This is a genomic window from Burkholderia sp. BCC1977 (assembly GCF_905339595.1).
GTDB lineage: Bacteria > Pseudomonadota > Gammaproteobacteria > Burkholderiales > Burkholderiaceae > Burkholderia.
This window is the reverse complement of sequence record NZ_CAJPGQ010000010.1, coordinates 25,161-48,948: the sequence shown is the minus strand read 5'-3', so window position 1 is coordinate 48,948 and position 23,788 is coordinate 25,161. Positions and strand designations below refer to the sequence as shown.

20 protein-coding genes and 1 pseudogene are annotated in these 23,788 nt (G+C 69.1%); 7 read left to right on the top strand and 14 right to left on the bottom strand.

Annotated elements, in window-relative coordinates; genetic code table 11:
• Window positions 1–138: 138 nt before the first annotated feature.
• The gene (gene adhP / locus U5771_RS11110; RefSeq protein ID WP_322024004.1) at window positions 139–1,167 is read left to right on the top strand and encodes an alcohol dehydrogenase AdhP; all 1,029 of its coding nucleotides are present in this window, start codon (window positions 139–141) and stop codon (window positions 1,165–1,167) included.
• A 64-nt stretch (window positions 1,168–1,231) separates the two neighbouring features.
• Here the strand turns inward: adhP and U5771_RS11105 are convergent, their stop codons facing one another.
• From U5771_RS11105 to U5771_RS11095, 3 genes are all read right to left on the bottom strand, one after another.
• Window positions 1,232–2,692 carry a sialidase family protein gene (locus tag U5771_RS11105; RefSeq protein WP_322024003.1) on the bottom strand — a complete coding sequence of 487 codons (1,461 nt, stop codon included), beginning with the start codon at window positions 2,690–2,692 and terminating at the stop codon, window positions 1,232–1,234.
• Window positions 2,693–3,163: 471 nt separating this feature from the next.
• Entirely contained in the window at window positions 3,164–3,601 is a 438-nt protein-coding gene (locus U5771_RS11100) for a MarR family winged helix-turn-helix transcriptional regulator (protein ID WP_322024002.1), read from the bottom strand.
• A complete protein-coding gene (locus U5771_RS11095; protein WP_322024001.1) occupies window positions 3,598–4,515 on the bottom strand; it encodes a serine aminopeptidase domain-containing protein in 918 nt (305 codons plus the stop codon). The genes U5771_RS11100 and U5771_RS11095 overlap by 4 nt, the downstream gene beginning before the upstream one ends.
• A gap of 301 nt (window positions 4,516–4,816) precedes the next feature.
• Between U5771_RS11095 and U5771_RS11090 the strand changes: the two genes are divergently transcribed.
• Together U5771_RS11090 and U5771_RS11085 are read left to right on the top strand one after the other, a co-directional pair.
• Window positions 4,817–5,782, top strand: coding sequence for an ABC transporter substrate-binding protein (locus tag U5771_RS11090; protein ID WP_322024000.1), 966 nt, complete (start codon window positions 4,817–4,819; stop codon window positions 5,780–5,782).
• A gap of 40 nt (window positions 5,783–5,822) precedes the next feature.
• Window positions 5,823–6,923 carry an LLM class flavin-dependent oxidoreductase gene (locus U5771_RS11085; RefSeq protein WP_322023999.1) on the top strand — a complete coding sequence of 367 codons (1,101 nt, stop codon included), beginning with the start codon at window positions 5,823–5,825 and terminating at the stop codon, window positions 6,921–6,923.
• A 133-nt stretch (window positions 6,924–7,056) separates the two neighbouring features.
• Here the strand turns inward: U5771_RS11085 and U5771_RS11080 are convergent, their stop codons facing one another.
• The 9 genes and pseudogenes from U5771_RS11080 to U5771_RS11040 form a co-directional block, all read right to left on the bottom strand.
• Complete coding sequence (locus U5771_RS11080) at window positions 7,057–7,989, bottom strand: ABC transporter substrate-binding protein (RefSeq protein ID WP_322023998.1); 933 nt, start codon at window positions 7,987–7,989, stop codon at window positions 7,057–7,059.
• Between the two features lie 34 nt (window positions 7,990–8,023).
• Entirely contained in the window at window positions 8,024–9,811 is a 1,788-nt protein-coding gene (locus U5771_RS11075) for an amino acid ABC transporter permease/ATP-binding protein (protein ID WP_322023997.1), read from the bottom strand.
• Between the two features lie 59 nt (window positions 9,812–9,870).
• Window positions 9,871–11,229, bottom strand: a complete 1,359-nt coding sequence (locus tag U5771_RS11070) for an LLM class flavin-dependent oxidoreductase (protein ID WP_322023996.1) — start codon at window positions 11,227–11,229, stop codon at window positions 9,871–9,873.
• A gap of 7 nt (window positions 11,230–11,236) precedes the next feature.
• The gene (locus U5771_RS11065; protein WP_322023995.1) at window positions 11,237–12,295 is read right to left on the bottom strand and encodes an LLM class flavin-dependent oxidoreductase; all 1,059 of its coding nucleotides are present in this window, start codon (window positions 12,293–12,295) and stop codon (window positions 11,237–11,239) included.
• Between the two features lie 39 nt (window positions 12,296–12,334).
• Entirely contained in the window at window positions 12,335–13,276 is a 942-nt protein-coding gene (locus U5771_RS11060) for an ABC transporter substrate-binding protein (protein WP_322023994.1), read from the bottom strand.
• 64 nt (window positions 13,277–13,340) lie between these two features.
• Complete coding sequence (locus U5771_RS11055; protein ID WP_322023993.1) at window positions 13,341–13,901, bottom strand: GNAT family N-acetyltransferase; 561 nt, start codon at window positions 13,899–13,901, stop codon at window positions 13,341–13,343.
• 311 nt (window positions 13,902–14,212) lie between these two features.
• Complete coding sequence (locus tag U5771_RS11050) at window positions 14,213–14,614, bottom strand: type II toxin-antitoxin system MqsA family antitoxin (RefSeq protein ID WP_322023992.1); 402 nt, start codon at window positions 14,612–14,614, stop codon at window positions 14,213–14,215.
• A gap of 2 nt (window positions 14,615–14,616) precedes the next feature.
• Window positions 14,617–14,910 (bottom strand): annotated as a pseudogene (locus tag U5771_RS11045) (type II toxin-antitoxin system MqsR family toxin); the annotation flags it as partial.
• 109 nt (window positions 14,911–15,019) lie between these two features.
• On the bottom strand, window positions 15,020–16,054 hold the full coding sequence (locus U5771_RS11040; RefSeq protein ID WP_322023991.1) for a succinylglutamate desuccinylase/aspartoacylase family protein: 1,035 nt from the start codon (window positions 16,052–16,054) through the stop codon (window positions 15,020–15,022).
• Here U5771_RS11040 and U5771_RS11035 point away from each other — a divergent pair.
• Window positions 16,053–16,295, top strand: a complete 243-nt coding sequence (locus tag U5771_RS11035) for a hypothetical protein (RefSeq protein WP_322023990.1) — start codon at window positions 16,053–16,055, stop codon at window positions 16,293–16,295. The genes U5771_RS11040 and U5771_RS11035 overlap by 2 nt on opposite strands.
• A 5-nt stretch (window positions 16,296–16,300) precedes the next feature.
• Here the strand turns inward: U5771_RS11035 and U5771_RS11030 are convergent, their stop codons facing one another.
• Together U5771_RS11030 and U5771_RS11025 are read right to left on the bottom strand one after the other, a co-directional pair.
• Window positions 16,301–16,576 carry a hypothetical protein gene (locus tag U5771_RS11030; protein ID WP_322023989.1) on the bottom strand — a complete coding sequence of 92 codons (276 nt, stop codon included), beginning with the start codon at window positions 16,574–16,576 and terminating at the stop codon, window positions 16,301–16,303.
• 280 nt (window positions 16,577–16,856) lie between these two features.
• Window positions 16,857–18,407: a diguanylate cyclase domain-containing protein gene (locus tag U5771_RS11025; RefSeq protein WP_322023988.1), complete on the bottom strand. Its 1,551-nt coding sequence runs from the start codon at window positions 18,405–18,407 to the stop codon at window positions 16,857–16,859.
• A 501-nt stretch (window positions 18,408–18,908) separates the two neighbouring features.
• Between U5771_RS11025 and U5771_RS11020 the strand changes: the two genes are divergently transcribed.
• Genes U5771_RS11020 through U5771_RS11010 form a run of 3 tightly spaced genes read left to right on the top strand, consistent with a single transcriptional unit; the run spans window position 18,909 to window position 23,742 of the window.
• Entirely contained in the window at window positions 18,909–21,785 is a 2,877-nt protein-coding gene (locus U5771_RS11020) for a xanthine dehydrogenase family protein molybdopterin-binding subunit (RefSeq protein WP_322023987.1), read from the top strand.
• Window positions 21,782–22,486 carry a (2Fe-2S)-binding protein gene (locus tag U5771_RS11015; protein WP_322023986.1) on the top strand — a complete coding sequence of 235 codons (705 nt, stop codon included), beginning with the start codon at window positions 21,782–21,784 and terminating at the stop codon, window positions 22,484–22,486. The genes U5771_RS11020 and U5771_RS11015 overlap by 4 nt, the downstream gene beginning before the upstream one ends.
• Window positions 22,483–23,742, top strand: coding sequence for a cytochrome c (locus tag U5771_RS11010; protein ID WP_322023985.1), 1,260 nt, complete (start codon window positions 22,483–22,485; stop codon window positions 23,740–23,742). The genes U5771_RS11015 and U5771_RS11010 overlap by 4 nt, the downstream gene beginning before the upstream one ends.
• Window positions 23,743–23,788 lie beyond the last annotated feature (46 nt).

Here is a 23,788-nt window from a genome sequence, read left to right as displayed (position 1 = left end):
GGACCGACGGCCCGCGCACCCCGTGTCGCGATGAATCCGCCGGCGTCGCACGCGTTTCCCGCCCCGTTGATGCGCATCAAGGCGTTCCGGTTTCGAGCCCGGATACTGGCCCGGTCATCGACCAGACAGGAGCGACGCATGACACAAACCATGAAAGCGGCCGTGGTGCACGCGTTCGGCGAACCGCTGCGCATCGAGGAAGTGCCGATCCCGACGCCGGGCCCGGGCCAGATCCTCGTCAACATCAAGGCGTCGGGCGTCTGCCATACCGACCTGCATGCAGCCGACGGCGACTGGCCCGTGAAGCCGTCGCTGCCGTTCATTCCCGGACACGAAGGCGTGGGCGTCGTCGCGGCGGTCGGGGCGGGCGTCACGCACGTGCGCGAGGGCGACCGCGTCGGCGTGCCCTGGCTCTACACGGCATGCGGTCATTGCGAGTACTGTCACACCGGCTGGGAAACCCTTTGCCACGGACAGCAGAACACCGGCTATTCGGTCAACGGCAGCTATGCGGAATACGTGCTGGCCGATCCCGACTACGTCGGCCATCTGCCGGCGCAGGTTGCGTTCGACGAGATCGCACCGATCCTGTGCGCGGGCGTGACCGTCTACAAGGGCATCCGCGTCACCGACACGCGTCCGGGCCAGTGGCTCGCGATTTCGGGCATCGGCGGACTCGGCCACGTGGCCGTGCAATACGTGCGGGCGATGGGCCTGCACGTCGCGGCGATCGACGTGTCTCCCGCCAAACTCGCACTCGCGCGCGAACTGGGCGCACAGCTGACGATCGATGCGTCGGCCGACGATCCGGCGAAGGTCATCCAGAAGGAGATCGGCGGCGCGCATGGCGTGCTGGTCACGGCCGTGTCGCGCAGCGCGTTCGCGCAGGCGCTCGGGATGGTGCGGCGCGGCGGCGCGGTGGCGCTCAACGGCTTGCCGCCCGGCGATTTCCCGTTGCCGATCTTTTCGACCGTGCTGAACGGCATCACGGTGCGCGGCTCGATCGTCGGCACGCGTCGCGACCTGCAGGAATCGCTCGATTTCGCGGCGGACGGGCGGGTGCGCGCGCATATCCATCGCGACCGGCTCGGCAACATCAACGACATATTCGCGCGACTGCGCGAAGGGAAGGTCGACGGTCGCGTCGTGCTGACCGACATGCAGTGACGCGCCTTCGGGTACGCTGCCGCGACGCAAGGGGCGCCGCGGCAGCGCTGCGCTCACGCGCAGATCACGGCGCGAAGAACACGTCGGTGCGGTTCGTCAGGTTGCCTGCGTTGGTCTGGACGAAGAACGGATGGAACGACGACGACGGCAGCACGTCGAGCCCCTGGTAATCGCCGATGAAGAAGCCCTCGGCGTTCGGCGCGAGCTTCATGTCGAACGGGCCGCCGACGCGCCGCTCGTCCGCGAACGTGGTGCCGTTGTCATGCGAGATCTTGCGCCAGAATCCGGTCGGCAGCGTCGTGGTGTTGCCGGCCTGCAGGTCGCGGAAGTCGTAGTAGTTGACCATCACCGCGCCGGTATTGTCGACCCGCACCGATGGATTGAACGCGGGACGCCCGGTCGGCGTGTTCAGTTGCAGCGGCGCACTCCAGCTCGCGCCGCCGTCCTTCGACGTCGACAGCGCGATCTCGTCGTACTGGCCGCCATTGAAGCGGCTGTCCTGCCAGACGACATAGAGCTGCCCCGACGCCGGATCGATCGCGGGTTCCGGAATGATGTCGCCGGTGCGTACCGGTTCGCCGGTGTTCGGATCGGTCACGCCGACCGTCTGCAGCCCGGCGATCACCTGCGGCTTCGTCCAGGTCGCGCCGTCGTCGGTCGACTTGATGAACGCGACCTTGCCGGCCGCCTTGCTGAACGGCGGCTGGATCAGGTCGAAGAAGTCGTAGAGCGTGCCGGTCTTCGGATCGACGACGATCTGGTTGCCGATCGTCTGCTGACGCGACGGCACGTTGACGATCACCTTCGCGCGGCTCCACGTCTTGCCGCCGTCGACCGTCTTCGAGAACAACGTCGGCCCGCGGTAGGCCTGCGTGTGCAGGTTCGCGTACGGGTTGCCGTTCGGCAGTTCGAGGCGGTCCCACACCGCGTAGGCCGTGCCGGCCTTCACCGGGTTCGCCGTCACCGATTCCTTGTCGTTGAAGAACTGCGTCGTCGGTTCGTCGTTCGCGATCAGCACGGCCGGGCTGCTCCAGGTCTGTCCGCCGTCGGTCGACACCGACGCCGCGACCGCATTGCCGTTGTTCGACTGGTTGAACGAGATCGACACCGAATACGCGGTGCCGTCCGGCCCGAACGACACCCACGGATCGGACGCGCGCTCGTACTTGAGCCCGCCCGGCGCGCAGGCGCTGAACGGCTGCGGCGTGCGCGCCCAGGTCGCGCCGCCGTCGAACGTGTAGCCCGCGACGAGCCCGTGGGCGCCGCCGTTCGACCAGCGGTCCTGCTGCCACACGCCGATCATGTTGGTCGGGTTTGCCGGATTGACTGACAGCCACGGTTCGACCTCGGCGTTCACGTAGACGGTGCCGGGGCCGCCGATGGTGCAGGCGGCGAACGGGCTCGGGCCGGACACGACCACGGGCTCGGCATGGGCTGCTGCTGCGGCGACCATCGCCATGGCCGTCGCGGCGGACAGGCGGGTGAGGCGAGTGACAAGGGCGGGGGACACGATCGTGCGTCGCATGGACTGCTCCTCGTTGACGTGCGGCGGCGACGGCGCGGCATAGCGGCACGACGCGCACCGGCACGCGGCGGCGATGGATGCCGTGCAGCGCGTCGGCTCGTGTCGTTCAGGGGGCCGCTTCGGTCATCGCAATCCGCGGGTGCTGGAGGCCGCCAGCACGTCGGTCAAGACTCCTCTTCATTTTCATTGGGTGTCGGGTGCGTCTCGGGAGGCGGGCCCGACGGGAAGGCCAGTCCGTGCATACGACGAATGCGTCGAAGTGGATTGCAATGTAGGCGATCCGTATGCGGCACGGCAGGCAATTTTTTGTAACAGAGCGTAGCCGGAAAGCGTTGCCGGCGCGGCGCGGTCGGCACGCAAAATTTGCCGCCGCGAGCGGGGGCAAAAACGAAGCGAGAAGACGAATCGCAATCGCTCTCGATTGCGCTGCTCGCATCACCGGTTGTCGATGCGGCGTGCCGCCCGCGTGGTTCAGCGTTCGGCCGGAAAGCGGTCCTGCAAGGCGTGCAGCCAGCGCGCGACGACGTCGAGTTCGTCGTCGGAAAAGCCGTCGCACAGCTTGCCGTTCAGATCGCGCAGCAGCACGCGCGCACGCTTGAGCGCCGCGTGACCTTCGTCGGTCAGGAACAGGCGCGTGGCGCGCCCGTCGTCCGAATCGGCGTGACGCGCGAGCAGGCCGGCCTTCGCCATCCGGTCGGCGAGCCCCGTCATCGCGGACGGCGCCAGTTGCAGCGCCGCGCCGACTTCGCCGATCAGCGCGCCGTCCTGCCTCGCGAGGCAGAACAGCACGCCGGCCTGCGCGGCGCTGGCGCGCGCATCGGTCTCGGCCTCGGCCTTGCGGTCGACCCAGCGCTGCACGCGCCGCTGGCCGATGTTCAACAGGAAAAACAGTCGTCGGTCTTCGCTCAAGCTCGGTTCCCGGCTGCAATGGAAAGGGACGGACGGCCCGCATCGCGCGGCGCGTCGAGCGCCTGCGCGAGCCAGTCGGCGACCGCAGGCCACAGCACGGTGCCGGGCCGGCTGCGGAAGAAGCCCATGTGCCCGACCGGCCCGCTGCCCGCTGCATGCGGATCGATCTGGCGGCGTTCGACGGCCGCCCGGGTCAGGTAGCTTACCAGCAGGTCGATCGCGGGCGGGTTCGCCCATGGATCGTCGTCGAAGCCGAGCGCGAGAATCGGCAACTGCTGCTTCGAGAAGCGCTCGGCCGCGCCGAGCGTCGGATCGTCGAAGAAGTAGTGCGGCAGCGTGGTCCAGCCGCTCCATTCTCGGAACACGCCGGCGGGGAGGTCCTCGCCGAGCCCGAGCCGCTTGCCGGGCACGTAGCCGAGCAGCGCGGACGCGAGCGGGCCGAGCACGCGCAGGATCAGCCGCACCCTCAGCCGCTCCGCCGCGCGGGCAATCAGCCGCGTGCTGCCCGCGTGCGCGGCGACGAGCACGGCCGCACGCAGGTAACGGGTACCGGCCGACAGCCCGATCGCGTGGCCGCCGACGCTATGCCCGACCGCCAGCAGCGGCAGCCCGTCGTGCGTCTCGCGGGCCCACGCGATCGCGCCGCCGACGTCGAGCTCGACCCAGTCGCGCATGCGGGCCTGCAGCGCGCTCAACCGTGCGGGCCGCGACGCGCCGATGCCGCGATAGTTGTAGGTCAGCGCCGCGAAGCCGCGCTCGGTCAGGAAGCGCGCGAAGCCCGCGTACAGCCGCTCCGGCACGGCGGTTGCCGGATGGATCAACACCAGCGCGCGCGGCGGCGCGTCCGGCGACCACAGCGTGCCGCGCAGCGTGTAGCCGTCGGCGGCGGAAAACTCGATGGGTTCTGACGTCATGGCCATCCTCGTCCCGGGTAGGTATTTCGTATGCGAAATATAGTGCGTAATGTATTTCGCGTGCGAAATATATATCGAGGGAACATTCGAACGGCTTCCGGTGAAGCCCGGCGGACAGCGTCGCTTCACGGCGGTCATTTCATAAAATATTTGCATCTTTGCATAGCAGAATATTGCGTTTGTCTGATGAAGCGGATCGCCGTATCTTCACCGGTTCCAGCCCGTTCGCCGGCCGTCGCGCCAGGCGGACCCAAGGGCGCCGCCGTCGCGCGGCCGCCCGCCAACCTCCGGGGAGATCACCTTGTCGAGCCGAATCGTCACGGCGCTGCTGCTCGCGCTCGCCGCGCAGCCGGGCATCGCGAAAGACACCGTCACGCTGCGCGTCGGTGAACAGAATTACTTCAACATCCAGGCGTCGATGGAGGCGTCCGGCGTGCTGAGGGACCTGCCTTACACGATCGAGTGGAAGCACTTCCAGGCCGCCGCGCCCGTCGCGGAAAGCCTGAACGGCAACGCGATCGACGTCGGCTTCCTCGGCGATTCCGCGCTGCTCACGCTGGCCGCGCGCGGCGCGCCGGTGAAAGTGGTCGCGGTGTCGCGGCAGAGCCTCGACGGCGTCGCGATCCTCGTGCCGAAGCACTCGCCGGTGCGCACCGTCGCCGACCTGCAGGGCAAGACCATCGCCGTCTGGCGCGGCGCGTGGAGCCAGCAGCTCGTGCTGCGCGCGCTCGAACACGCCGGCCTGCGCGCGGATTCCGTCAAGTACGCGTACCTGATGCCGATCGATGCGACCAACGCGCTCGCGAACGGCTCGGTCGACGCCGTGTCGTTGTGGGAGCCGTTCGTCAGCACGCTCGCGCTGCGGCAGGGCGCGCGGCCCGTGACGACCGCGCAGGGGCTGATGCCCGCGCTCAGTTTCGTCGCGGCGAACGAGCAGGCGGCCACGGCCAGGCGCGCGGAGATCACCGATTTCCTGAAGCGCGTGGTGGCGGCGCGCCAGTGGGTCGACAGTCATCCGCGCGAGTACGCGGACCTGTGGGCGAAGCGCGCGAAGCTCGAGCCGGATGTCGCGTACCGCTGGCTCGACCATGCGCACCAGCGCGTGGGCCCGGTCGACGACACGGCCGCGAAGGATGCGCAGAACACCGCCGACTTCCTGCACAAGGCGGGCGTGATTCCGGCCGCGTACGACACGGCGAAGCTGCTCGACCGCTCGTATGCGGGCGCGTTCGCGGCACCCGCACAGAAGACGGCCGCCGCGCAGTGAACGTGCGGCCTCCGATCCCTCCTCAGAAGGACAGCCCGACATGCCAGTCGACATCATCGGCATGATCACCGCGACGCCCGGCGCGGAGGTCGACGTACCGGGCGGCGCCGCCGTCCAGCCCGACTACGTGCGGCGCTTCGCGCAGGCGCACGAAGCCGCCGGCTTCGACCAGATCCTGGTCGGCCATTTCAGCAACGCGGCGGACGGTTTCATCGTCGCGTCGTTCGCGGCCGCCGCGACCGAACGCATCCGCCTCCTGCTCGCGCATCGGCCGGGCGTGATCGTGCCGTCGGCCGCCGCGCGGCAGATCGCGACCCTCGACGTGTTCAGCGGCGGCCGGCTCGCGCTGAACGTCGTGTCGGGCGGCGACGATGCCGACCTGCGGCGCGACGGCGATTTCGTGCCGCACGACGCACGCTACCGCCGCACCGGCGAATATCTCGACGTGCTGAAACGCATCTGGCTGGCCGACACGCCGGTCGATCACGACGGCGAGTTCTATCGGCTGCACGGTGCGTCGCCGGTCGTGAAAGGCGCGCAGCGGCCGCACCTGCCGATCTATTTCGGCGGTTCGTCGCCAGCCGCGCTGGCCGTGGCCGGGCAGCACGCGGACGTCTACATGACGTGGGGCGAGCCGCTCGCCGCGGTGCGCGAGCAGATCGCGCGCGTGCGGGCCGCTGCGGCGCCGTTCGGACGCGCGCCGCGCATCAGCGTGTCGTTCCGGCCGATCGTCGCCGACACCGAAGCTGCTGCGTGGGAGAAGGCCGAGGCGATCCGCGCGCGCGTGCGTGCGGCGCGGCTCGCGAACGGCCAGCCGATCGACGGCCATGCGCCGCGGAATGCGGGCTCGCAACGGCTGATGGCCGCGGCCGCACAGGGCGACGTGCTCGACGAGCGGTTGTGGATGGGTGTCGCGAACCTGACCGGCGCGCGCTGGAATTCGACCGCGCTCGTCGGCACACCGGAACAGGTCGCGCGTGCGCTCGGGGCGTATTACCGGCTCGGTGTATCGACGTTCCTGATTCGCGGTTTCGATCCGCTCGACGATGCGCTGGCTTACGGGCGCGATCTGATTCCGGCGATTCATGCGCATGTCGCGGAACTTGACCACCATCGCGATCGCGCGGCGGTGATGGCATAGGCGACGCCGGCCGATTCGTGGATGCGCCCCGGCATCGCCTTCGCGGGATGCCGGGGCGATTTCATTTCATGCGCGTGCCGATGGGCGCTTGATGCACCGGCGCAAAGGCGCATCGACACATCGACGCATCGAATCAAAACGACGGCAACCCCGGCGGATTCGTCTCCGCATGCGCGACCGCCTCGCTCTGCAACCCCCAGCGCGCGAGCGCCTGCCCGTAGCGGCCGTTGCCGATCAGCGCGTTCGTCGCGAGCGTCAGCGCCGGCGCGAGCCCGCTGCCGCGACGCGTCGCGATCGCGACATCCGCATTTGCGGGCCAGCCCGCGTTGACGACGCCGACCCGGCGGATCTTGCCGTCGCGCGCGGCCTCGTACGCGAGCGACGCGTTCGGATTCAGTTCGGCATCCGCGCGGCCCGACAGCAGCGCGACGCGTGCCGCCGCATCGTCGTCGAAATAGAGCAGTTCGGTCGCCTTCAGCCCTTGCGCGTCATTGCGCCGGCTCCATTCGAGCAGGATGCGTTCCTGGCTCGTGCCCGCCCCCGTGATGATGCGCAGGCCCGCGACGTCCTTCGGTTCGGCGATCTTCGCGATCGGGCTCGCGGTGCGCACGTAGAAGCCGTGCAGCCCGAGCCGGTAGGTCGTGAAGTCGTATTTCTCCTTGCGCTTCTCGGTCACGCCGACGTTCGAGATCACCGCGTCGTACTTGCCGGACGTGAGCCCGAGCGGCCAGTCGGCCCACGCGGTCGGCACCAGCACCAGCGTGCGGCCGAGCGCATCGGCGACGAGCTGCGCATAGTCGGGATCGGCGCCGACCACCGTGCGCGCGTCGGTTGCATAGGTCGATACGGGCGGTGCATGTGGCGAGATCGCGACCGTGAACGCACCGTCGCGTACCCAGCGGTAGGTGCTTGCCGCGCGAATCGCCGCATCGTCGCGCGACGCGCGGATCCGGCCGGCCTGGCGCGGATCGAGGTCGGCGGTCGCGGCGGCGGCCTCGGTCGCTTGCCACCGCAGGCCTGCGACGGCCGCCAGGGTGGCGGCGATGAACCGGCGTCGGTCGATCATCGTCGGTGGCCTCGAAGGTCGTGAGCCGTGTGCATCAGAGCACCCGCGACAGGAACGCGCGCGTGCGCGGATGGGCCGGCGCGTCGAGCACGACGGCGGGCGGCCCCGACTCGACGACGCGGCCGCGCTCCATGAACAGCACGGTGTCCGCGACTTCGCGCGCGAAGCCGATCTCGTGCGTGACGATCACGAGCGTGGTGCCCGAGCGCGCCAGCTCCTTGATCACGTCGAGCACTTCGTTGACCAGTTCGGGATCGAGCGCCGACGTCGGCTCGTCGAACAGCAGCACCTTCGGGCGCAACGCGAGCGCCCGCGCGATCGCGACGCGCTGCTGCTGGCCGCCGGACAGCTGGCGCGGGTATGCATCGGCCTTGTCGGCGAGGCCGACGCGCGCGAGCAGCGTGCGCGCGGTGCGTTCGGCGGCCTCGCGCGTGACGCCGCCGACGGCGACCGGCGCCTCGATCAGGTTCTCGAGCACGGTCAGATGCGGAAACAGGTTGAAGTTCTGGAACACCATGCCGACCGCCGTGCGGCGCTTCAGCACGTCGCGCTCCTTCAGCTCGTGCAGCACGTCGCCGTCGCGCCGATAGCCGATCAGCTCGCCGTCGATGGCGATGAAGCCGTCGTCGACGCGTTCGAGATGGTTGATGGTGCGCAGCAGTGTCGACTTGCCCGAACCGGACGGCCCGACGATCACCGTCACGCTGCCGCGCGGCGCGACGAACGACACGTTGTCGAGCACGCGCTGCATGCCGAACTGCTTCGACACGTTGTGCACGGCGACTTCGCCGCCGGTGTGCGGCACCGGCGCGGCCGCGGCGTCGCCGTGGGCCGCCGCGCCGGTTGCCGTTGCGTTGGGTGCCGCCGCATGCCGCCACAGCGCACTGACGCGCGCCAGCACGAACGTCAGCGCCGACGGCGGCGGGTTGCGCAGCGCGCCGCGCGCATAGTGGCGCTCGACCTGCACCTGGATCGCCGACAGCACGGTCAGGATGATCAGGTACCAGACGGTCGCGACCATCAGCAGCGGAATCACTTCCAGATTGCGGCGATAGATCACCTGCACCGTATAGAACAGCTCGGGCATCGCGAGCACGTAGACCATCGACGTGCCTTTCGCGAGCGAGATCAGGTCGTTGAACGCGGTCGGCAGGATCGCGCGCATCGCCTGCGGCAACACGATCCGGGTGGTCTGGCGGCCGCGCGGCAGGCCGAGTGCGGCGGCCGCTTCGAGCTGCCCCTGGTCGACCGCGAGAATCCCGCCGCGAATCACCTCCGCGGAAAACGCCGCGTGGTTCAGCGACAGGCCGAGCACGGCCGCGAGGAACGGGCTGATCAGGTCGGTGGTCGGCGTGTCGAACCACACGATGTCGGTGAACGGCACGCCGAGCCGCACGTGTTCGTACAGGTAGCCGACGTTGTTGAGGATCAGCAACAGCACGATCAGCGGAATCGACCGGAACAGCCACACGAAGGCCCATGCGCTCGCCGAGAGCAGGCGCGAGCGCGACAGCCGGGCCAGCGCGACGAACCCGCCGAGCGCGAAGCCTAACACCGCGCCGAGCAGCGTCAGCACCAGCGTGCGCGCGAGCCCGGACAGCACCGGCGGCGACAGGAACCATTCGGCGAACACGGGCCAGCCCCATTGCGGGTTGCCGAGGATCGAATGCAGCGCGAGCGCGATCAGCACGAGCGCGAGCACGGTGCCGACGGTGCGCGACCGGTGCCGGGCCGGCACGATCCGCGGGCGTGTGCCCGCGTCGCGGAGGTGGGAGGAAGCGAGCGGCGGCAGTGCGCCGCCGAGATGGGTCGTGTCGCTCATGTCGGTGAGGGTCCTCGATCGGGTCGGTCGGACGCGCCGCGCGTGGCGGCGCGGCGGCGTCACGCGTGCGCTTCGGCCGCGTCGTCCTGCTTCTGCACCGCGCCGGGCGCTGCATGGCGGCTCGCCTTGCGCGGCAGGCCGAGGTGGTCGCGCAGCGTGCTGCCCGGCAGGTCGCGGCGGTAGCGGCCGCGCGCCTCGAGCACCGGAATCACGAGGTCGACGAAATCGTCGACGCCCTGGGCCTGCACCGGGAAGCCGAGGATGAAACCGTCGCCGGCACCGGCGTCGTGCCAGCGGATCAGCTCGTCGGCGACGTGCTCGGCCGTGCCGATGAAGTTCGGGCGCGGCGTCGCGACGGCAAGCGCCGTCTCGCGCAGCGTCAGGTGCTTATGCTTCGCGTCGGCCTTGATCCGGTCGGTGGTCGAGCGGAAGCTGTTGCGGCCGATGTCGCCGAGTTCGGGGAACGGCGCGTCGAGCGCGTACTGCGTGAAATCGTGGTGATCGAAATAGCGGCCGAGATACGCGAGCGCCTCGTCGATCGTCAGCAGGTCGCGGATCGCCTGGTATTTGTCTTCCGCCTCGGCAGCCGTGCGGCCGACGATCGGCCCGACGCCCGGGAAGATCTTCACGTCGCCGGGCTGCCGCCCGTGCTCGACCGCGCTTTGCTTCACGCGCCGCGTGAACGCGGCCGTTTCGTCGAGCGACGGCGAATGCGTGAACACCGCGTCCGCATACTTGCCCGCGAGCCCGATGCCCGTGTCGGACGAGCCGGCCTGGAAGATCACCGGCTGCCCTTGCGGCGAGCGCTGGATGTTCAGCGGGCCGGCAACCTGGAAGAAGCGGCCGTGGTGATCGAGCGTGTGGAGCTTGTCGCGATCGAAGAAGCGCCCGCTCGCGCGATCGCGCACGAACGCGTCGTCGTCCCAGCTATCCCACAGCCCCTGCACGACGTCGAGGTATTCGTCGGCGATCTCGTAGCGCAGTTCATGCTCGGGATGCGCCTTGCCGAAATTCTTCGCGGTGCCTTCGAGCGGCGTCGTCACGACGTTCCAGCCCGCGCGTCCGCCGCTGATCGCATCGAGCGACGCGAGCTGGCGCGCGACCGTGAACGGCTCGCTGTAGGACGTCGAGATCGTGCCCGCGAGGCCGATCTTGTTCGTCGCGACCGCGAGCGCGGACAGCACGGTCAGCGGCTCGAAGCGGTTCAGGAAGTGCGGAATCGACTTCTCGTTGATGTAGAGGCCGTCCGCGACGAACGCGAACGCGATGCCGGCGGCTTCCGCCTTGCGCGCGATGCCGATCGCGAAGTCGAGGTTGATGCTCGCGTCCGGCGGGTTGCTCGGATGCCGCCACGCGTTCATGTGGCTGCCTGCGCCTTGCAGCATCAGGCCGAAGGGAATCGATCGTCGGGTCGTCATGGGGGCGTCACGCGTTCTGGTCGGGGAAAGTGGAACGAAGGGAGGGTTCGGCCGCGAGGGCCGCCTGCACGGGGGTGATCGACTGCACGCCGCCGAGCCATTCGGCCGACGCGAGCCGTGCCGCGTAATCGGTCACCGGCGAGTCGATCACGAACGCGTCGACGTCGAGCCGCCGGCTCAGTGCGTCGAGCGCGCGGTGCACGCGCTCGGGCGTATCGGCCAGCACGGTCGGGCGCAGTTCGTCGATCCGGTAGTCGGACGCGCCGCTTTGCCGCGCGAACTCGGCGGCGGCCTGCGCGCTCGCCAGGTTGAAGCTCTGGCCGCCGGCGAATTGCAGTTTGAAGATCTTCAGCGGCCCGATCAGTTGCTCGGCTTCGTCGCGGGTCGGGGCGGCGACCGCGTACAGCGCGACGAGGGGGCGCGTGCCGCCTGCGTCGCGGTAGGCGGCCAGCGAGCGTTCGAGGTTCGCGTCGTCGCCGTTGAAGTGCCCCGCGTAGCAGAAGCGCCAGCCGTTGCGGGCGGCGAGCGCGCCGCTGTCGGGCGAGCCGCCGAGCAGGATGCGCTCGGGCGCGTGCGGTGGCACCGGCATCGCGACCGCGCCGGCGAGCGGATGATCTTCCGCGACGCCCCAGCCGAGGAACGCGTCGAGTTCCGCGAGCTGGCCCGCGAAGTCGGGCTTCTTCGCCTTGTCGTGAAACCACTGCAGCGCGCGCGTGGTCAGCGGCAGCCCGCCGGGCGCCTTGCCGATGCCGAGATCGACGCGGCCCGGCCCGAGCGCGGCGAGCAGCTTGAACGTCTCGGCGACCTTGAACGGGCTGTAGTGCTGCAGCATCACGCCGCCCGAGCCGACGCGAATGCGCGACGTGTGCGCGAGCAGGTGCGCGACGACGATCTCGGGCGCGGAGCTCGCGAAGCCGGGCGTGCCGTGATGCTCGGCGACCCAGAAGCGCTCGTAGCCGAGCTGTTCGGCGCGCTGCGCGAGGGTCGTCGTGAAGCGCAGCGCGTGGGCGGCGGTCGCGCCGTCGGCGATCGGACTCTTGTCCAGCAATGAAAGCGAATAAGACATGGTGTTCGGCGTTCCTGCGAAGGCGTGAAGGGGCGGCGCTCAGCTCTTCGGCAAACCGGGTGGATTCGTGCGCGACTGGTCGATCGCTTCGGATGCGAGGTTCCAGCGGCCGAGGATCTGCTGATAGCGGCCGTTCTTGATCAGCCCGTTCAGCGCGACCGTCAGCGGATCGGCGAGCCCGCTGCCGCGGCGCGTCGCGATCGCGATGTCGGCCGTGCGCGGCCAGCCGCCGCTGATCGCGCCGACGAGCCGCGTCTTGCCCTGCTGCGCGCTCTGGTACGCGAGCACCGAGTTCACGCTGAACACGGCATCCGCGCGGCCCGACTGCACCGCGACGATCCGCATCGCCTGGTCGTCGTAGTACTGGACCTGCACGGGCTTCAGGCCGTGCGCGACGTTCTCGCGGTCCCACGCGAGCAGGATCTTTTCCTGGTTGGTGCCGGCGTCGGTCACGATGCGCAGCCCCGCGACATCCTTCGGTTCGCGGATCGACTGGATCTTGCTGTCGTTGCGCACGTAGAAGCCGACCTGGTCCTTGCGGTAGGTCGAGAAATCGAACTTCTGCTTGCGTTCCTCGGTGACGGTGACATTCGAGATCACCGCGTCGACTTTCCCCGATTCGAGCGCGAGCGGCCAGTCGGCCCACGTGAGCGGGACGATCTTCAGCTTGCGGCCGAGACTGTCGGACACGAGCTGGCCGACGTCCGCGTCGAAGCCGATCACCGTGCGTGCGTCGGTTGCATACGAGCTGATGGGCGGCAGGCTCGGCGCGACGCCGATCGTCAGCGTGCCGGCTTCGGCGAACTTGAACGACGCCGGCACCGCACGCTCGACGGCCGCATCGGCCGTGCCGCGCGGACGGGTGCGCTGCTCGGGGCTCAGGTCGAAGGTCGCGGCGGCCGCGGCGAAAGCGGTCGCGCCGATCAGCGCGGCGGCCAGCGTGCGGATCGCACGCGGCGTGAAGGGTACGGCTCGTTGCATGGATGTGTCCTGTTGTTGTGTTGTCGTCGGAAGCGAGGGAGCGGAATCGGATGGCGCGAGGCGTTCAGCGCGGCAGCGCCGCTTCCGGCAGCGGCGCCCACAGGTCGGCGAGCGTCGACGTGCGCGACGGATCGGCGAGATCCTTGCCGAAGCGCAGGTGGAAATACGCTTCGGGGTCGATCGACGAATCGAACAGCCGCGTATAGCCGGTGCGGTCGTACAGCGCCCACGCCTCGGGCTGGCGAAAGCCGGTGGTCAGGTACACGCGTCGATAGCCCTGCTGCGCGGCACGCAGTTCGAGCGCGTCGACGATCAGGCGCGCGAGCCCCTGGCGGCGCAGGTCCGTGCGGGTCCAGATGCGTTTGAGTTCGGCGGTCTGCGCGTCGTAGCGCTTGAATGCGCCGCCGCCGATCGTTTCACCATCGCGCAGCAGCAGCACGAACGCGCCTTCGGGCGGTGCGAACAGGTCGGCCGGGTAGCGCGCGAGTTCGTCGCGGGCGGACGCGCGGCTGTCGGGGCGATACGCGTCGTAGCGCGTCGCGTATTCGTCGATCAGTGCGTCGATCAGCGGCTGGGCGCGGACGTCGAGCGGCGTCGTGTCGATGATGCGGTCGTTCGTGGCCATGGGCATCGCGAAGGGCGCGCGATGCGGACGTTCCTGGCGGGGGCGGGGCACACGGCCCGTCCGGTCTGTTCCGTTATCGCGACGCGGTTGTCGTGATGGCGGCGGCCGCCGTGCTTGCTGCGCTGCATCCGGCGTGCCGCCGCCGTTTTGAATACGTTAGCGGCGCGGCCGGCAAAGACGAACGAAGCAATTTCGATAAGGATTTCGCGGGGGGCGTCAGAAGGCTTGCAGGGGGAGTGGGGTGGGGGTGACGAAGGTGCGCATGCGTCGAATGTCCTGTTCAACGCATGCGGATGCCGAACGGCGTGTGTCTAGGCCGCGCGTACCTCGGCGAGCAGATCCGGATGGCGATCCAGGATCTTGAGCAGCTTCACAAGGGCAAGCGGAGGGTTCGTCTTGCCGGTTTCATAGCGCGAGAACGCATTGACGCCGCCACCGAATAGCTCGGCTGCCTCGCGTTGATCCAGCATCAACTTCTTGCGCACCTTCGCAATGAACCTCGGGTCGACGATGGTCGCGTTCACTTGCTTGTTGAACTCGCTGATCGCTTCCCCGAGCCGGGTGGCCTCGTCGATATCAAGCACCGACTCGCCGCAGGCCGGACAGAAGTCGCCGGTTATAGCGCGAACGACGGTCGAGCGGCCCTTGTACGTGTAAGGAACGTCTCGTGTATCACGGACCAGTTTTGCGGCACCGCACGCAGGGCACTTCATTTTCATCGCTCCTTGAACGACACGATCAGCACATCGTCGATCACGGTCAGTTTCAGATACACGTCGCCATTCACGGTGCGACGCCGATAGCCGTCCTGCCAGATCGTATGGTCGGCGTAGGTCGTCATGCTCTTGTAGAAATCGGCGGTATCCAGCGACATGACGACACCGAGCGCCTCCGTTTCCGTGAAACCCGGTTGGCGGGCCCCGAACACCGCACTCGTCGTCAACCGGACGTTGCCGGTTTCGATGAGTGCCTTGACCCGCGACAGCTTGCAATGAGGCGTGTTCTTTTCCGGCCGCGATCGTAACCAAAAAAGTTAATTTGTCAAGTTGGTTAATGGCGCACGTGCGGTCCGCCACCCTTGGCAGACTGCCCGGAAAAGACACGAATCGGTAACGGGCCTAACGGGCAACGCGCGGCGGCGTCGACGCCTCCGCCAGCTGAAACAGGCAATCCCCACGCCGCACCTGCGCGGGCACGCGCTTGCACACCACCTCGCCGTCGCCCTTGAACCGATGCAGCACCGGTTCGCGCAGCGGCGTATCGGGGAAGTGCACCCACGCGGCCGGCTGGCCGGCCTTCACCTGGTCGCCGAGTTCGACGAGCGGTTCGTACAGCCCGCGTTCGTACGCATAGACGAAGTGGCGATCGCCGTCGACGCGCAGGAAGCGCGTGACGGTCGGCGGCGCGTCGGGCACGAGCGCGCCGTGCAGCAGGCCGATATGGCCGAGGTAGTGCAGCAGCCCGTGGCGGCCGAGCCGGATCAGCGACGGATCGGCCATCCCCGCACCGCCGAGTTCGGTCACGATCGAGATCGCGCCTTGCCGGCGCGCGGCCGATGCGGAATGCACCGGGTTCGGCGCGTGCAGCAGTGCGTTCGGCAATCCGAACGCGACGAGCAGCCCGTTGAGCGTCGCCGCTTCGTCGTCGTCGAGCGGGTCGATCGCGAGCATGTTGCCGCCCTGGTACAGCAGCGAGCTGCCGCCCGAATGCAGGTCGACCAGATACTGCGCGCGCGACAGCAGCGCGTGCTCGATGTAGTGGGCGATCATCTGCGTCGGCGTGCCGGTCGGGTCGCCGGGGAAGCTGCGGTTCAGGTTGCCTTCGTCGAGCGGCGACACGCGCAGGCCCGCGTCGGCCGCGGGGAAATTCGCCATCGGCAGCAGGATCAGCTGCCCGGTGACCGACTCCGGGTCGATCTCGCGCATCAGCTGCGACACGATGATCTGGCCTTCGTATTCGTCGCCGTGGTTGCCGGCCATCACGAGCGCGACCGGGCCGTCGCCGTTGCGGATCGACACGATCGGGATCGGCAGCCAGCCGTACGCGGAGCGATGCACGGAATGCGGCAGGCGCAGGTAGCCCGCATGCTTGCCTTGCGCATCGAGATCGATTTCGCAGTGGATGGGATTTCGGTGTGAGGAGGAGGCGGTCATGGCGGCATCGTTCGAAGAACGTGAATCTGCCATCTTATCGGGAAACGACCGCCGCGCGGCGTGCGCGGTGCGGGCGATGTCGAACGCCGTCAACCGGCCCGCGCGCGAACGCGCGACAGGCGCAACCGGAGCAGCCGCGTGCGACGTTGCAGCGCTGAAACGCATGCCGGCGTGCGGCCGGCAGCCTGCATACGCCGTGTCGCGCGTCAGCCCCTTGCCGCGACGGGGCCGGCGCGCGTGATCGCGTCAGCGGCCCGATGTTTCAGCTTCGATACGGCCTTCTTCCCACAGCGCCCAGAAACGGCTGCCGGCGCGATACGGATTCGCGCGTCGCGCGGCGTGATCGGCGACGCCCTGGCGAAACGCGCCGTACAGCGTCAGCGGCGGATTGTCGACGCACGCGGCTTCACGGGCGGCGGGCATGCGGCGCTCGGAGACGAGCCGCCGGATCAGCGAGGCACCGTCGATCACGTCCAGTTGATCGATCGTTTCCGCGCGGCTGAGAACTTCGACGGTATTCATGTGTGGGCTCCCGGACATCCTGTTTCCCACTCAAGGAGCAATAAGAGTGCCAGCCATGAAATACCGCGCGCCGCCGCGATCGTGCGGGCTTCTGCTGCGAACGCGACGCATGGAACGGGCCGATGTTACGGAACACGTCACGTGACATCGCCGGGCACGGCGAAACACATGCACGCACGCGTCGAACCACGCAAAGCGTTTCCGACATGAATCGCGGGAAGCGAAGGGACCTGCAGGGAAGCGCGGCGGCCGGCGGCGGAGACACGCGCCGCGCGTGCGCTCAGGTCGCGGTGGCGGGCGCCACGCGGCGGCTGCCGGCCGAATAGAAGCGGTACATCCCCTTGCCGGCCGACTTCGCGTCGTAGAGCGCGCTGTCGGCCTGCCGGATCAGTTCGTCGGGGGAGCCGTGTCCGTCGTCGAGCGCGATGCCGATGCTGATCCCGAACACGACGGTCTCGCCGATCGACAGCGTGTACGGCGTCGAGATCTGCCGGATGATCCGCGCGGCGAGGACCGAGCAGGCCTGCATCGTGGTGGCGTCGAGCGCGACGATGAACTCGTCGCCGCCGACCCGTGCCGCCAGTTCGCCGGGCGGCAGCGTCTTGCCGAGCCGCTCGGCGACCTGCATGAGCACTTCGTCGCCGGCCTGGTGGCCGAAGCGGTCGTTGATCGCCTTGAAGCCGTCGAGGTCGAGATACATGACGGCGAGCGTGGGGCTCGGCAGGTGCGACCGGTGCGCGAGCATCCGTTTGAGTTGCGCATGCAACTCGTGGCGGTTCGGCAGTCCCGTCAGCGCGTCGTGCCGCGCGAGGTGCCGGATGTGCTGCTCGGTGCGGCGGCGCGCGGTGACGTCCTCGACGATGATCACCGCGTTGCCGTCCGGCACGCGGTGGCGCGTGAGTTCGAGCTGGCGGCCGTCGTCGAGCGCGATGTCGAGCGGCACCGGTTCGTCATGGTTCAGCCAGACGTCGCATTGCACGGCGAGACCGGCGCCGTCGGGGTCGGTGACCGCGTTCGCGCCGAGCGCCGCGACGACGTCGGGCAGCGGCGTGTCCAGCATGATCTCGCGCGGCGAGCCGAACAGTTGCGCGGTGCGCCGGTTCGCGACGATCACGCGGCTCTCGCCGTCGATCATGCACAGGCCGTGCGGCATGTAGGTGAGGGCGGCGTCGAAGCGCGCGACGAGCTCGGCATTGCGCTGGCGTGCGGCGATCAGCGCGACCAGCACGCGGTAATGGCGCTCGACGACCGTGCGCATGGCCGCGAGATAGATCACGAGCGGCGGCAGCAGCAGCCATGCGCCGGGCCGGGTGACCAGCAGCGCGCCGATGCCGATCGGCACGACACCGAGCGTGACCTGCGTCATCGCGAGCCGCGGCAGCGCCGAATTGCGCGACGCGATCCCGCCGAACACGCCGCCCGCGACCATCACCGACAGCGTGCCGAGCTCGACGTCGGGCGCATCCACGCAGCCCATCACGCCGAGGCCGAGCACGAAGCACGCGGCGAGCGACACGGGCGCATAGCGCAGCGCCCAGTATTCGGCACGATCGTCGCCGGCGGCACGACGTACCGTATAGGCGCGTGCGATCGCGAGCCGCGCGGCGAGCAGGCCGACGTCGACGACGAGCCACACGAAACACCAGAGTTGTTGCAGCCGGATCAGCGCGATCGCCGCGACGAACGCGCTGGCGAGACCGGACAGCGCCATCGGGCGCACGTCCTCGAACAGCGTGACGAGCATCGACGGGCGCAGCGCGGCCGTCACGCGGTGATTGCCGCAGGGAGGGGTGGCGAGAACGGCGTTCAGGAGGCTTGCCTTGACTGCCATGGCTATTTTGACCTCGACACGATGCGGCGCATCGCCGGCAGCCCCGCACGGCACGGGGCGGGATGACCGGCAAGCCGGATGCGCACGACATTACCATGAAACATCGGCCGCGCGTGCCGTGCGGGGCGTCGGCGCGTAGTCGTACATCGCGCCCGCGCGCATCTTGCGGATTCGCCGACGCGGGGGCAGGATCGTTGCCGACGGGACGATGCCGGGCAGCCGCCCGCGGACCGGTTTCGGCGCGCGCCGCAGGTGGCTCGCCGGCGGAGCGAGATCGGCCGGCGGCGATCGATGCTGCCGCCGCGACACCGCCGGGTCGCGCACGTGTGCCGCCCGCGACCGGGCGCCGCAGCCCGTCCGAATCCCGTTATAAGAAATTCAATAAGTAATTCATGCGGGAAATACTATAGGCGATATATCCAAAACAATGCCAGAATGCGCGCCGCTCCGAACGCCGCGACACCCGATCGCCGTCCGAGCCGCATCAGGAGGTTCCCCCCAATGAAAAACCACGGCCTGTCACGGCGGGGTTTTCTGAAAGCCAGCGTGCTGGCGGGCGTCGCAGTCTACGTCGCGCCCATCGGCAGCCGCGCGTTCGCGGCGCTCTTCGAAGAAAAACTCCTCACCCCCGTCAAATGGGATAGCGTCACCGGCATCCCCCAATTCCGCATCGACGGCATCGCGAAGGTCACGGGCTCGAAAGTGTTCGCCCGTGACGTGCGCGCAGCAGACATGCCGCACTGGCCGCAGCAGCAGTCGCACGCGCTGATCCTGCGCATCACGCAGGCCGACCGCACCTACGAAGGCTTCGACCTGTCGCTGCTCGGCGACGAACTGAAGCCGGACCGCGTGGTCACCGCCGACGATCTCGCGCGCGACGGCGTCGCGTTCCCGACGTTCTACGGCGACGACATGCTGTTGCCGGCGGGCAAGACGCCCGCGTATCTCGGCCATGCGGTCGCGATCCTCATCTACCACGACTTCGCGCGCTTCCGCTTCGCGAAGAACGCGCTCAAGTTCCGCGACGACGTGATCCGCTACGGCGCGGTCACGGGCCCGCTCGAGCGCGATCCGTGGGGTACGTTCCGCTACGTGCGGGTGGGCGGCGGGACGGCCTACGACGACGATGTCTATTCGAGCCTGAAGGACGCGCCGATCTTCCCGAGCATGATGCGCAAGCACCTGCCGGTCTGGCCGGACGGCAAGGAGCACGGCAGGCTCGACGAGCAGGGGATGTTCCTGGCCGGCCAGATCGCCGCCGAACTCGATCGTCCGTCGGCCGACTGGCTCGTGTTCGACCGCGAGTACCGCACGCAGTCGGTCGATACCGCCGCGCTCGAACCCGACAACGCGAACTGCTGGTACGACGCCGCGACGCAGTCGCTGCACCTCGTCGTGCCGACCCAGTCGCCGCTCGAAGTGGCGGAGAACGCGGCCGCGATGGTCGCGAAATGCCGCTTCCCGGTGAAGAAGCTGTTCGTGCATCCGTGCTACACGGTCGGCTACGGCTCGAAGGATCACTGCAACGTGCCGTTCTACGGGCTCGTCTGCGCGCTGTACGCGGACGGCCGTCCGGTGCGGTTCGCGAACGACCGCTACGAGCAGTTCCAGACGTCGCTGAAGCGTCACGCGTTCAAGATGCATTACCGGATCGCGGTCGACCGCAACACGGGCCTCCTGCAGTCGTTCAAGGGCGACTTCGAGGCGAACGGCGGCGGGCGCTCGAACTTCTCGCCGTCGGTGGCGATGGTCGGCGCGACGGCCGCGCAATCGATCTACTACTTCCCGAAGAGCGACCTCGCGGCGGTGGCGATCGCGTCGCGCGCGATCGATGCCGGTTCGGCACGCGGCTACGGCACGCTGCAGAGCATGGCCGCGACCGAGATGGCGGTCGACGAGATCGCCGCGCAACTGAACCTCGACCCGATCGATTTCCGCCTGCGCAACGCGCTGCGTTCGGGGATGAAGAACACCCAGGGCGCGATTCCCGCCGGCGCGCTGCGCGTCGACGAAGTGCTGGAACGCGCGAAGCAGCATCCGCTGTGGACGCGTCGTGCGGCGCGCAAGGCCGAATTCGAGGCAGCGAACCCGGGCAAGCGCTACGGTGTCGGCTTCGCGTGCGTGCAGAAGGATTTCGGCACGGGTGCCGAGGCATCGTTCGCGAAGGTCGAATTCGACGAGAACGGCAAGGTGTCGCTGCAACACACGGCCGCCGAGATCGGCACCGGGATGTCGACGTCGCAGGCCGTCGCGGTCGCGAAGTGGCTCGGCCGCCCGGCGACCGAGGTGCGCGTGGCGGTGACCGAATGGCCCGACCTGCCGGTCGAGACGAGCGGCGATCCGTACCTGATGTCGCAGGCCGACCAGGACCGGCTGAGCGCGAATCCGCGCTGGTCGCCGGGCTATGCGTCGCCGTCGAGCGCGACCAACTCCGCGTACTACTTCACGCACAGCACGCGCGAAGCGGCGCGCGCGGTGTTCCGCTACGGGCTGTGGCCGGCCGCGATGTCGATCTGGACGCGTGGCCTCGGCGGCGGCCAGGCCGCGCCGTACACGATCCGCTTCGAGGACGCGCGCTGGGTCGACGGCAAGCTGACCGCCGACGGCCTCGAGCCGCTGACGTTCGAGCAGCTCGCGAAGCAGGCGCATGCGCTCGGCCTGCCGACCGGCGCCGTCGTGCACGTGTTCAACCGCTGGCAATGGACCGACGCCGAGTTCGACGTGGGCGGCGCGCTCGAGCGTTTGCCGATCGACGGGCTGTCGCTGCGCGTCGGCGCGCCGAAGACCGGCGACGACGGCCCGATTCCCGGCACCGCCGCGCCGGCCGGCGCGACCGCGATGCGCGGCACGCTGGCGCCGACCGCGAACGGCTATCGCGTGCTGGACCGCAAGCGCGTGTTCATCCCGCCGACGAGCCGCAACAACGCGGCCGTCACGTACTACACGGCGGTCGGCACGCTCGTCGAGCTGGCCGTGCACGAAGCGACCGGCAAGGTCGAGCTGCTCACGCATCACTCGATCATGGAGTGCGGCAACCAGATCTCGCCGCAGCTCGTGTCGGGCCAGTTGCAGGGCGGCCTCGCGATGGGCATTGGCCATGCGCTGCACGAGTACCTGCCGCTCTACGAAGACGGCCCCGGCAACGGCACGTGGAACTTCAACCGCTACCCGTTGCCGCGCGCGACCGACGTCGCCGTATGGTCGCAGACGGGCGACATCCTGCCGCCGCTGTCCGAGACCGACCCGCCGAAGGGCGTCGCCGAAGTGGTGATGATCCCCGTCGTCGGCGCGATCGTGAACGGCATCGCGCACGCGATCGGCCATCGTTTCACCGACTTGCCGGTGACCCCGCAAAAGATTCAGGAGGTGCTCGCATGACGACCGCCCAAACCGCCGCGTCGGCCGCGAGCGCCAGCGCGGCTGCGACCGGCGCGTCCGCGCCGAACGCGGCTTCGGCCGCCCCGGCATCCGCGCCCGCGGCGTCTGCTGCACCCGCTGCAGCGTCGGCCGCCGTCGAGCGTCCGCTCGTCCGGTTCCAGCAGAAACCGCTGTCGGTGAACATCAACGGCAAGTCCGTCGGACCGATGCCGGTGCCCGAGGGGCTGATGATGATCGAGTTCCTGCACGAGTACGCGGGCCTCACCGGCTCGCGGCTCGGCTGCGGGCAGGGCGTCTGCCACGCGTGCGTCGTGATCGTCGACAAGCCGGATGGCACGAGCGAGGAAATGCGCACCTGCATCACCGGCGCGCATTTCTTCCATGGCCGTTCGATTCGCACGATCGAAGGCCACGCGAAGCGCAACGAAGCCGGCGAGGTGGTCGAGCTGTCGCCGATCCAGCAGAAGTTCCTCGAGCACTTCAGCTTCCAGTGCGGCTACTGCACGCCGGGCTTCGTCAACGCGGCGACGGTGCTGATCGAGCGCCTGAAGCGCGAGCCGGTCGCGAAGGCCGACGTCGAGCGCACGATCACCGAGGCGCTGAACGCGCACATTTGCCGCTGCACGGGTTACGTCCGCTACTACGAAGCCGTGAAGGACGTGATTCTGACGACGCCGGGACTCGTGAAGGACGCCGCATGACACGCACATTCGCCCATCGTGCCGCGCGGGCCGCATGCCTGCCCGCACTCGCGGCCGCCTGCGCGCTGCTGCTCGCCGCCTGCGGCGGCCACGACGCGCCGGCCTCGAGCGCCGCTTCCGGCGCGCCTGGTGCCGACGCAGTTGCGCGCGGCCGCTATCTCGTCAAGGCCGCGGACTGCGCGGCGTGCCACACCGCGAAGGACGGCGCGCCGTTCGCCGGCGGTGCGCCGCTCGAATCGCCGTTCGGCACGTTCTACGGCTCGAACATCACGCCCGACAAGGATCACGGGATCGGCAACTGGAGCGCGGACGACTTCTACGCCGCGCTGCACGACGGCAAGGCGCCGGGCAAGCGCCTGTATCCGTCGATGCCGTACACGTCGTACCGGCAGCTTACGCGCGCCGATACCGACGCGATGTACGCGTACCTGAAGACCGTGAAGCCGGTCGCGCAGGAAAACCGCGCGCACGCACTCAAGTTCCCGTACAACCTGCGCTTCGGCATGGTGTTCTGGGACATGGTGTTCCTGAAGGACAGCCTGCCCGACGCGTCGAGCGGCCAGTCCGCCGACTGGCGGCGCGGCCGCTATCTGGCGGGCGCGCTCGGCCACTGCGCGGAATGCCACACGCCGCGCGCGTTCACCGGCCAGCTCGACGACGCGAAGCCGTTCGCGGGCGCCGCGCTCGGCCGCGTGGCCGCACCGGACATCACGCCGGCCGGCCTCGCCGCGCGCGGCTGGACGGGCACCGACCTGCAGACGTTCTTCGCCGTCGGCATCGCGCCGCAGGGCTCGGCGTTCGGCGAAATGTATCCGGTCGTGCACCTGAGCACGCAATACATGACGCAGGACGACCTGCGCGGGCTGTCCGTGTATCTGCTCGGCGATACGCCGCCGGCGCCGCAGCCGGTGAAGCCGGTGTCGGCCGACGCGGCGCAGCTCGCGGCCGGCCGCTCGGTGTATCTCGCGGTGTGCGCGGGCTGTCACGGCTTCAACGGCGAAGGCAAGCCGCACGTGGCGGTGCCGATGAACGGCAATTCGACGCTGCGCCAGGGCGACGCGCGCAACCTGCTGGTCGCGATGCTCGACGGCATCGACGAGCAGAAGTTTGCCGGCTACGAAAACCTGCAGCCGATGCCGGGTTTCGCGCACACGCTGAGCGACGACGAACTCGCGCAGCTCGCGAACTACCTGCGCGCGACGTGGGGCGGCCAGCCCGCGAGCGTCACGCCGGCCGACGTGAAGGCCGTGCGTTAAGCGGTCGTGCGGCAGGGCGGGGCGTCGCGCGCAGCGCAGCCGGTTT

Bases quoted from the DNA above. Each gene is read 5' to 3' on its own strand.
- U5771_RS11085 (WP_322023999.1), top strand. From the start codon at position 5,823: ATGCCAGTCGACATCATCGGCATGATCACCGCGACGCCCGGCGCGGAG.
- U5771_RS11025 (WP_322023988.1), bottom strand. From the start codon at position 18,407: ATGGCAGTCAAGGCAAGCCTCCTGAACGCCGTTCTCGCCACCCCTCCC.
- U5771_RS11095 (WP_322024001.1), bottom strand. From the start codon at position 4,515: ATGACGTCAGAACCCATCGAGTTTTCCGCCGCCGACGGCTACACGCTG.
- U5771_RS11075 (WP_322023997.1), bottom strand. From the start codon at position 9,811: ATGAGCGACACGACCCATCTCGGCGGCGCACTGCCGCCGCTCGCTTCC.
- U5771_RS11060 (WP_322023994.1), bottom strand. From the start codon at position 13,276: ATGCAACGAGCCGTACCCTTCACGCCGCGTGCGATCCGCACGCTGGCC.
- U5771_RS11030 (WP_322023989.1), bottom strand. From the start codon at position 16,576: ATGAATACCGTCGAAGTTCTCAGCCGCGCGGAAACGATCGATCAACTG.
- U5771_RS11050 (WP_322023992.1), bottom strand. From the start codon at position 14,614: ATGAAGTGCCCTGCGTGCGGTGCCGCAAAACTGGTCCGTGATACACGA.
- U5771_RS11055 (WP_322023993.1), bottom strand. From the start codon at position 13,901: ATGGCCACGAACGACCGCATCATCGACACGACGCCGCTCGACGTCCGC.
- U5771_RS11065 (WP_322023995.1), bottom strand. From the start codon at position 12,295: ATGTCTTATTCGCTTTCATTGCTGGACAAGAGTCCGATCGCCGACGGC.
- U5771_RS11020 (WP_322023987.1), top strand. From the start codon at position 18,909: ATGAAAAACCACGGCCTGTCACGGCGGGGTTTTCTGAAAGCCAGCGTG.
- U5771_RS11040 (WP_322023991.1), bottom strand. From the start codon at position 16,054: ATGACCGCCTCCTCCTCACACCGAAATCCCATCCACTGCGAAATCGAT.
- U5771_RS11035 (WP_322023990.1), top strand. From the start codon at position 16,053: ATGGCGGCATCGTTCGAAGAACGTGAATCTGCCATCTTATCGGGAAAC.
- U5771_RS11105 (WP_322024003.1), bottom strand. From the start codon at position 2,692: ATGCGACGCACGATCGTGTCCCCCGCCCTTGTCACTCGCCTCACCCGC.
- adhP (WP_322024004.1), top strand. From the start codon at position 139: ATGACACAAACCATGAAAGCGGCCGTGGTGCACGCGTTCGGCGAACCG.
- U5771_RS11010 (WP_322023985.1), top strand. From the start codon at position 22,483: ATGACACGCACATTCGCCCATCGTGCCGCGCGGGCCGCATGCCTGCCC.
- U5771_RS11080 (WP_322023998.1), bottom strand. From the start codon at position 7,989: ATGATCGACCGACGCCGGTTCATCGCCGCCACCCTGGCGGCCGTCGCA.
- U5771_RS11070 (WP_322023996.1), bottom strand. From the start codon at position 11,229: ATGACGACCCGACGATCGATTCCCTTCGGCCTGATGCTGCAAGGCGCA.
- U5771_RS11015 (WP_322023986.1), top strand. From the start codon at position 21,782: ATGACGACCGCCCAAACCGCCGCGTCGGCCGCGAGCGCCAGCGCGGCT.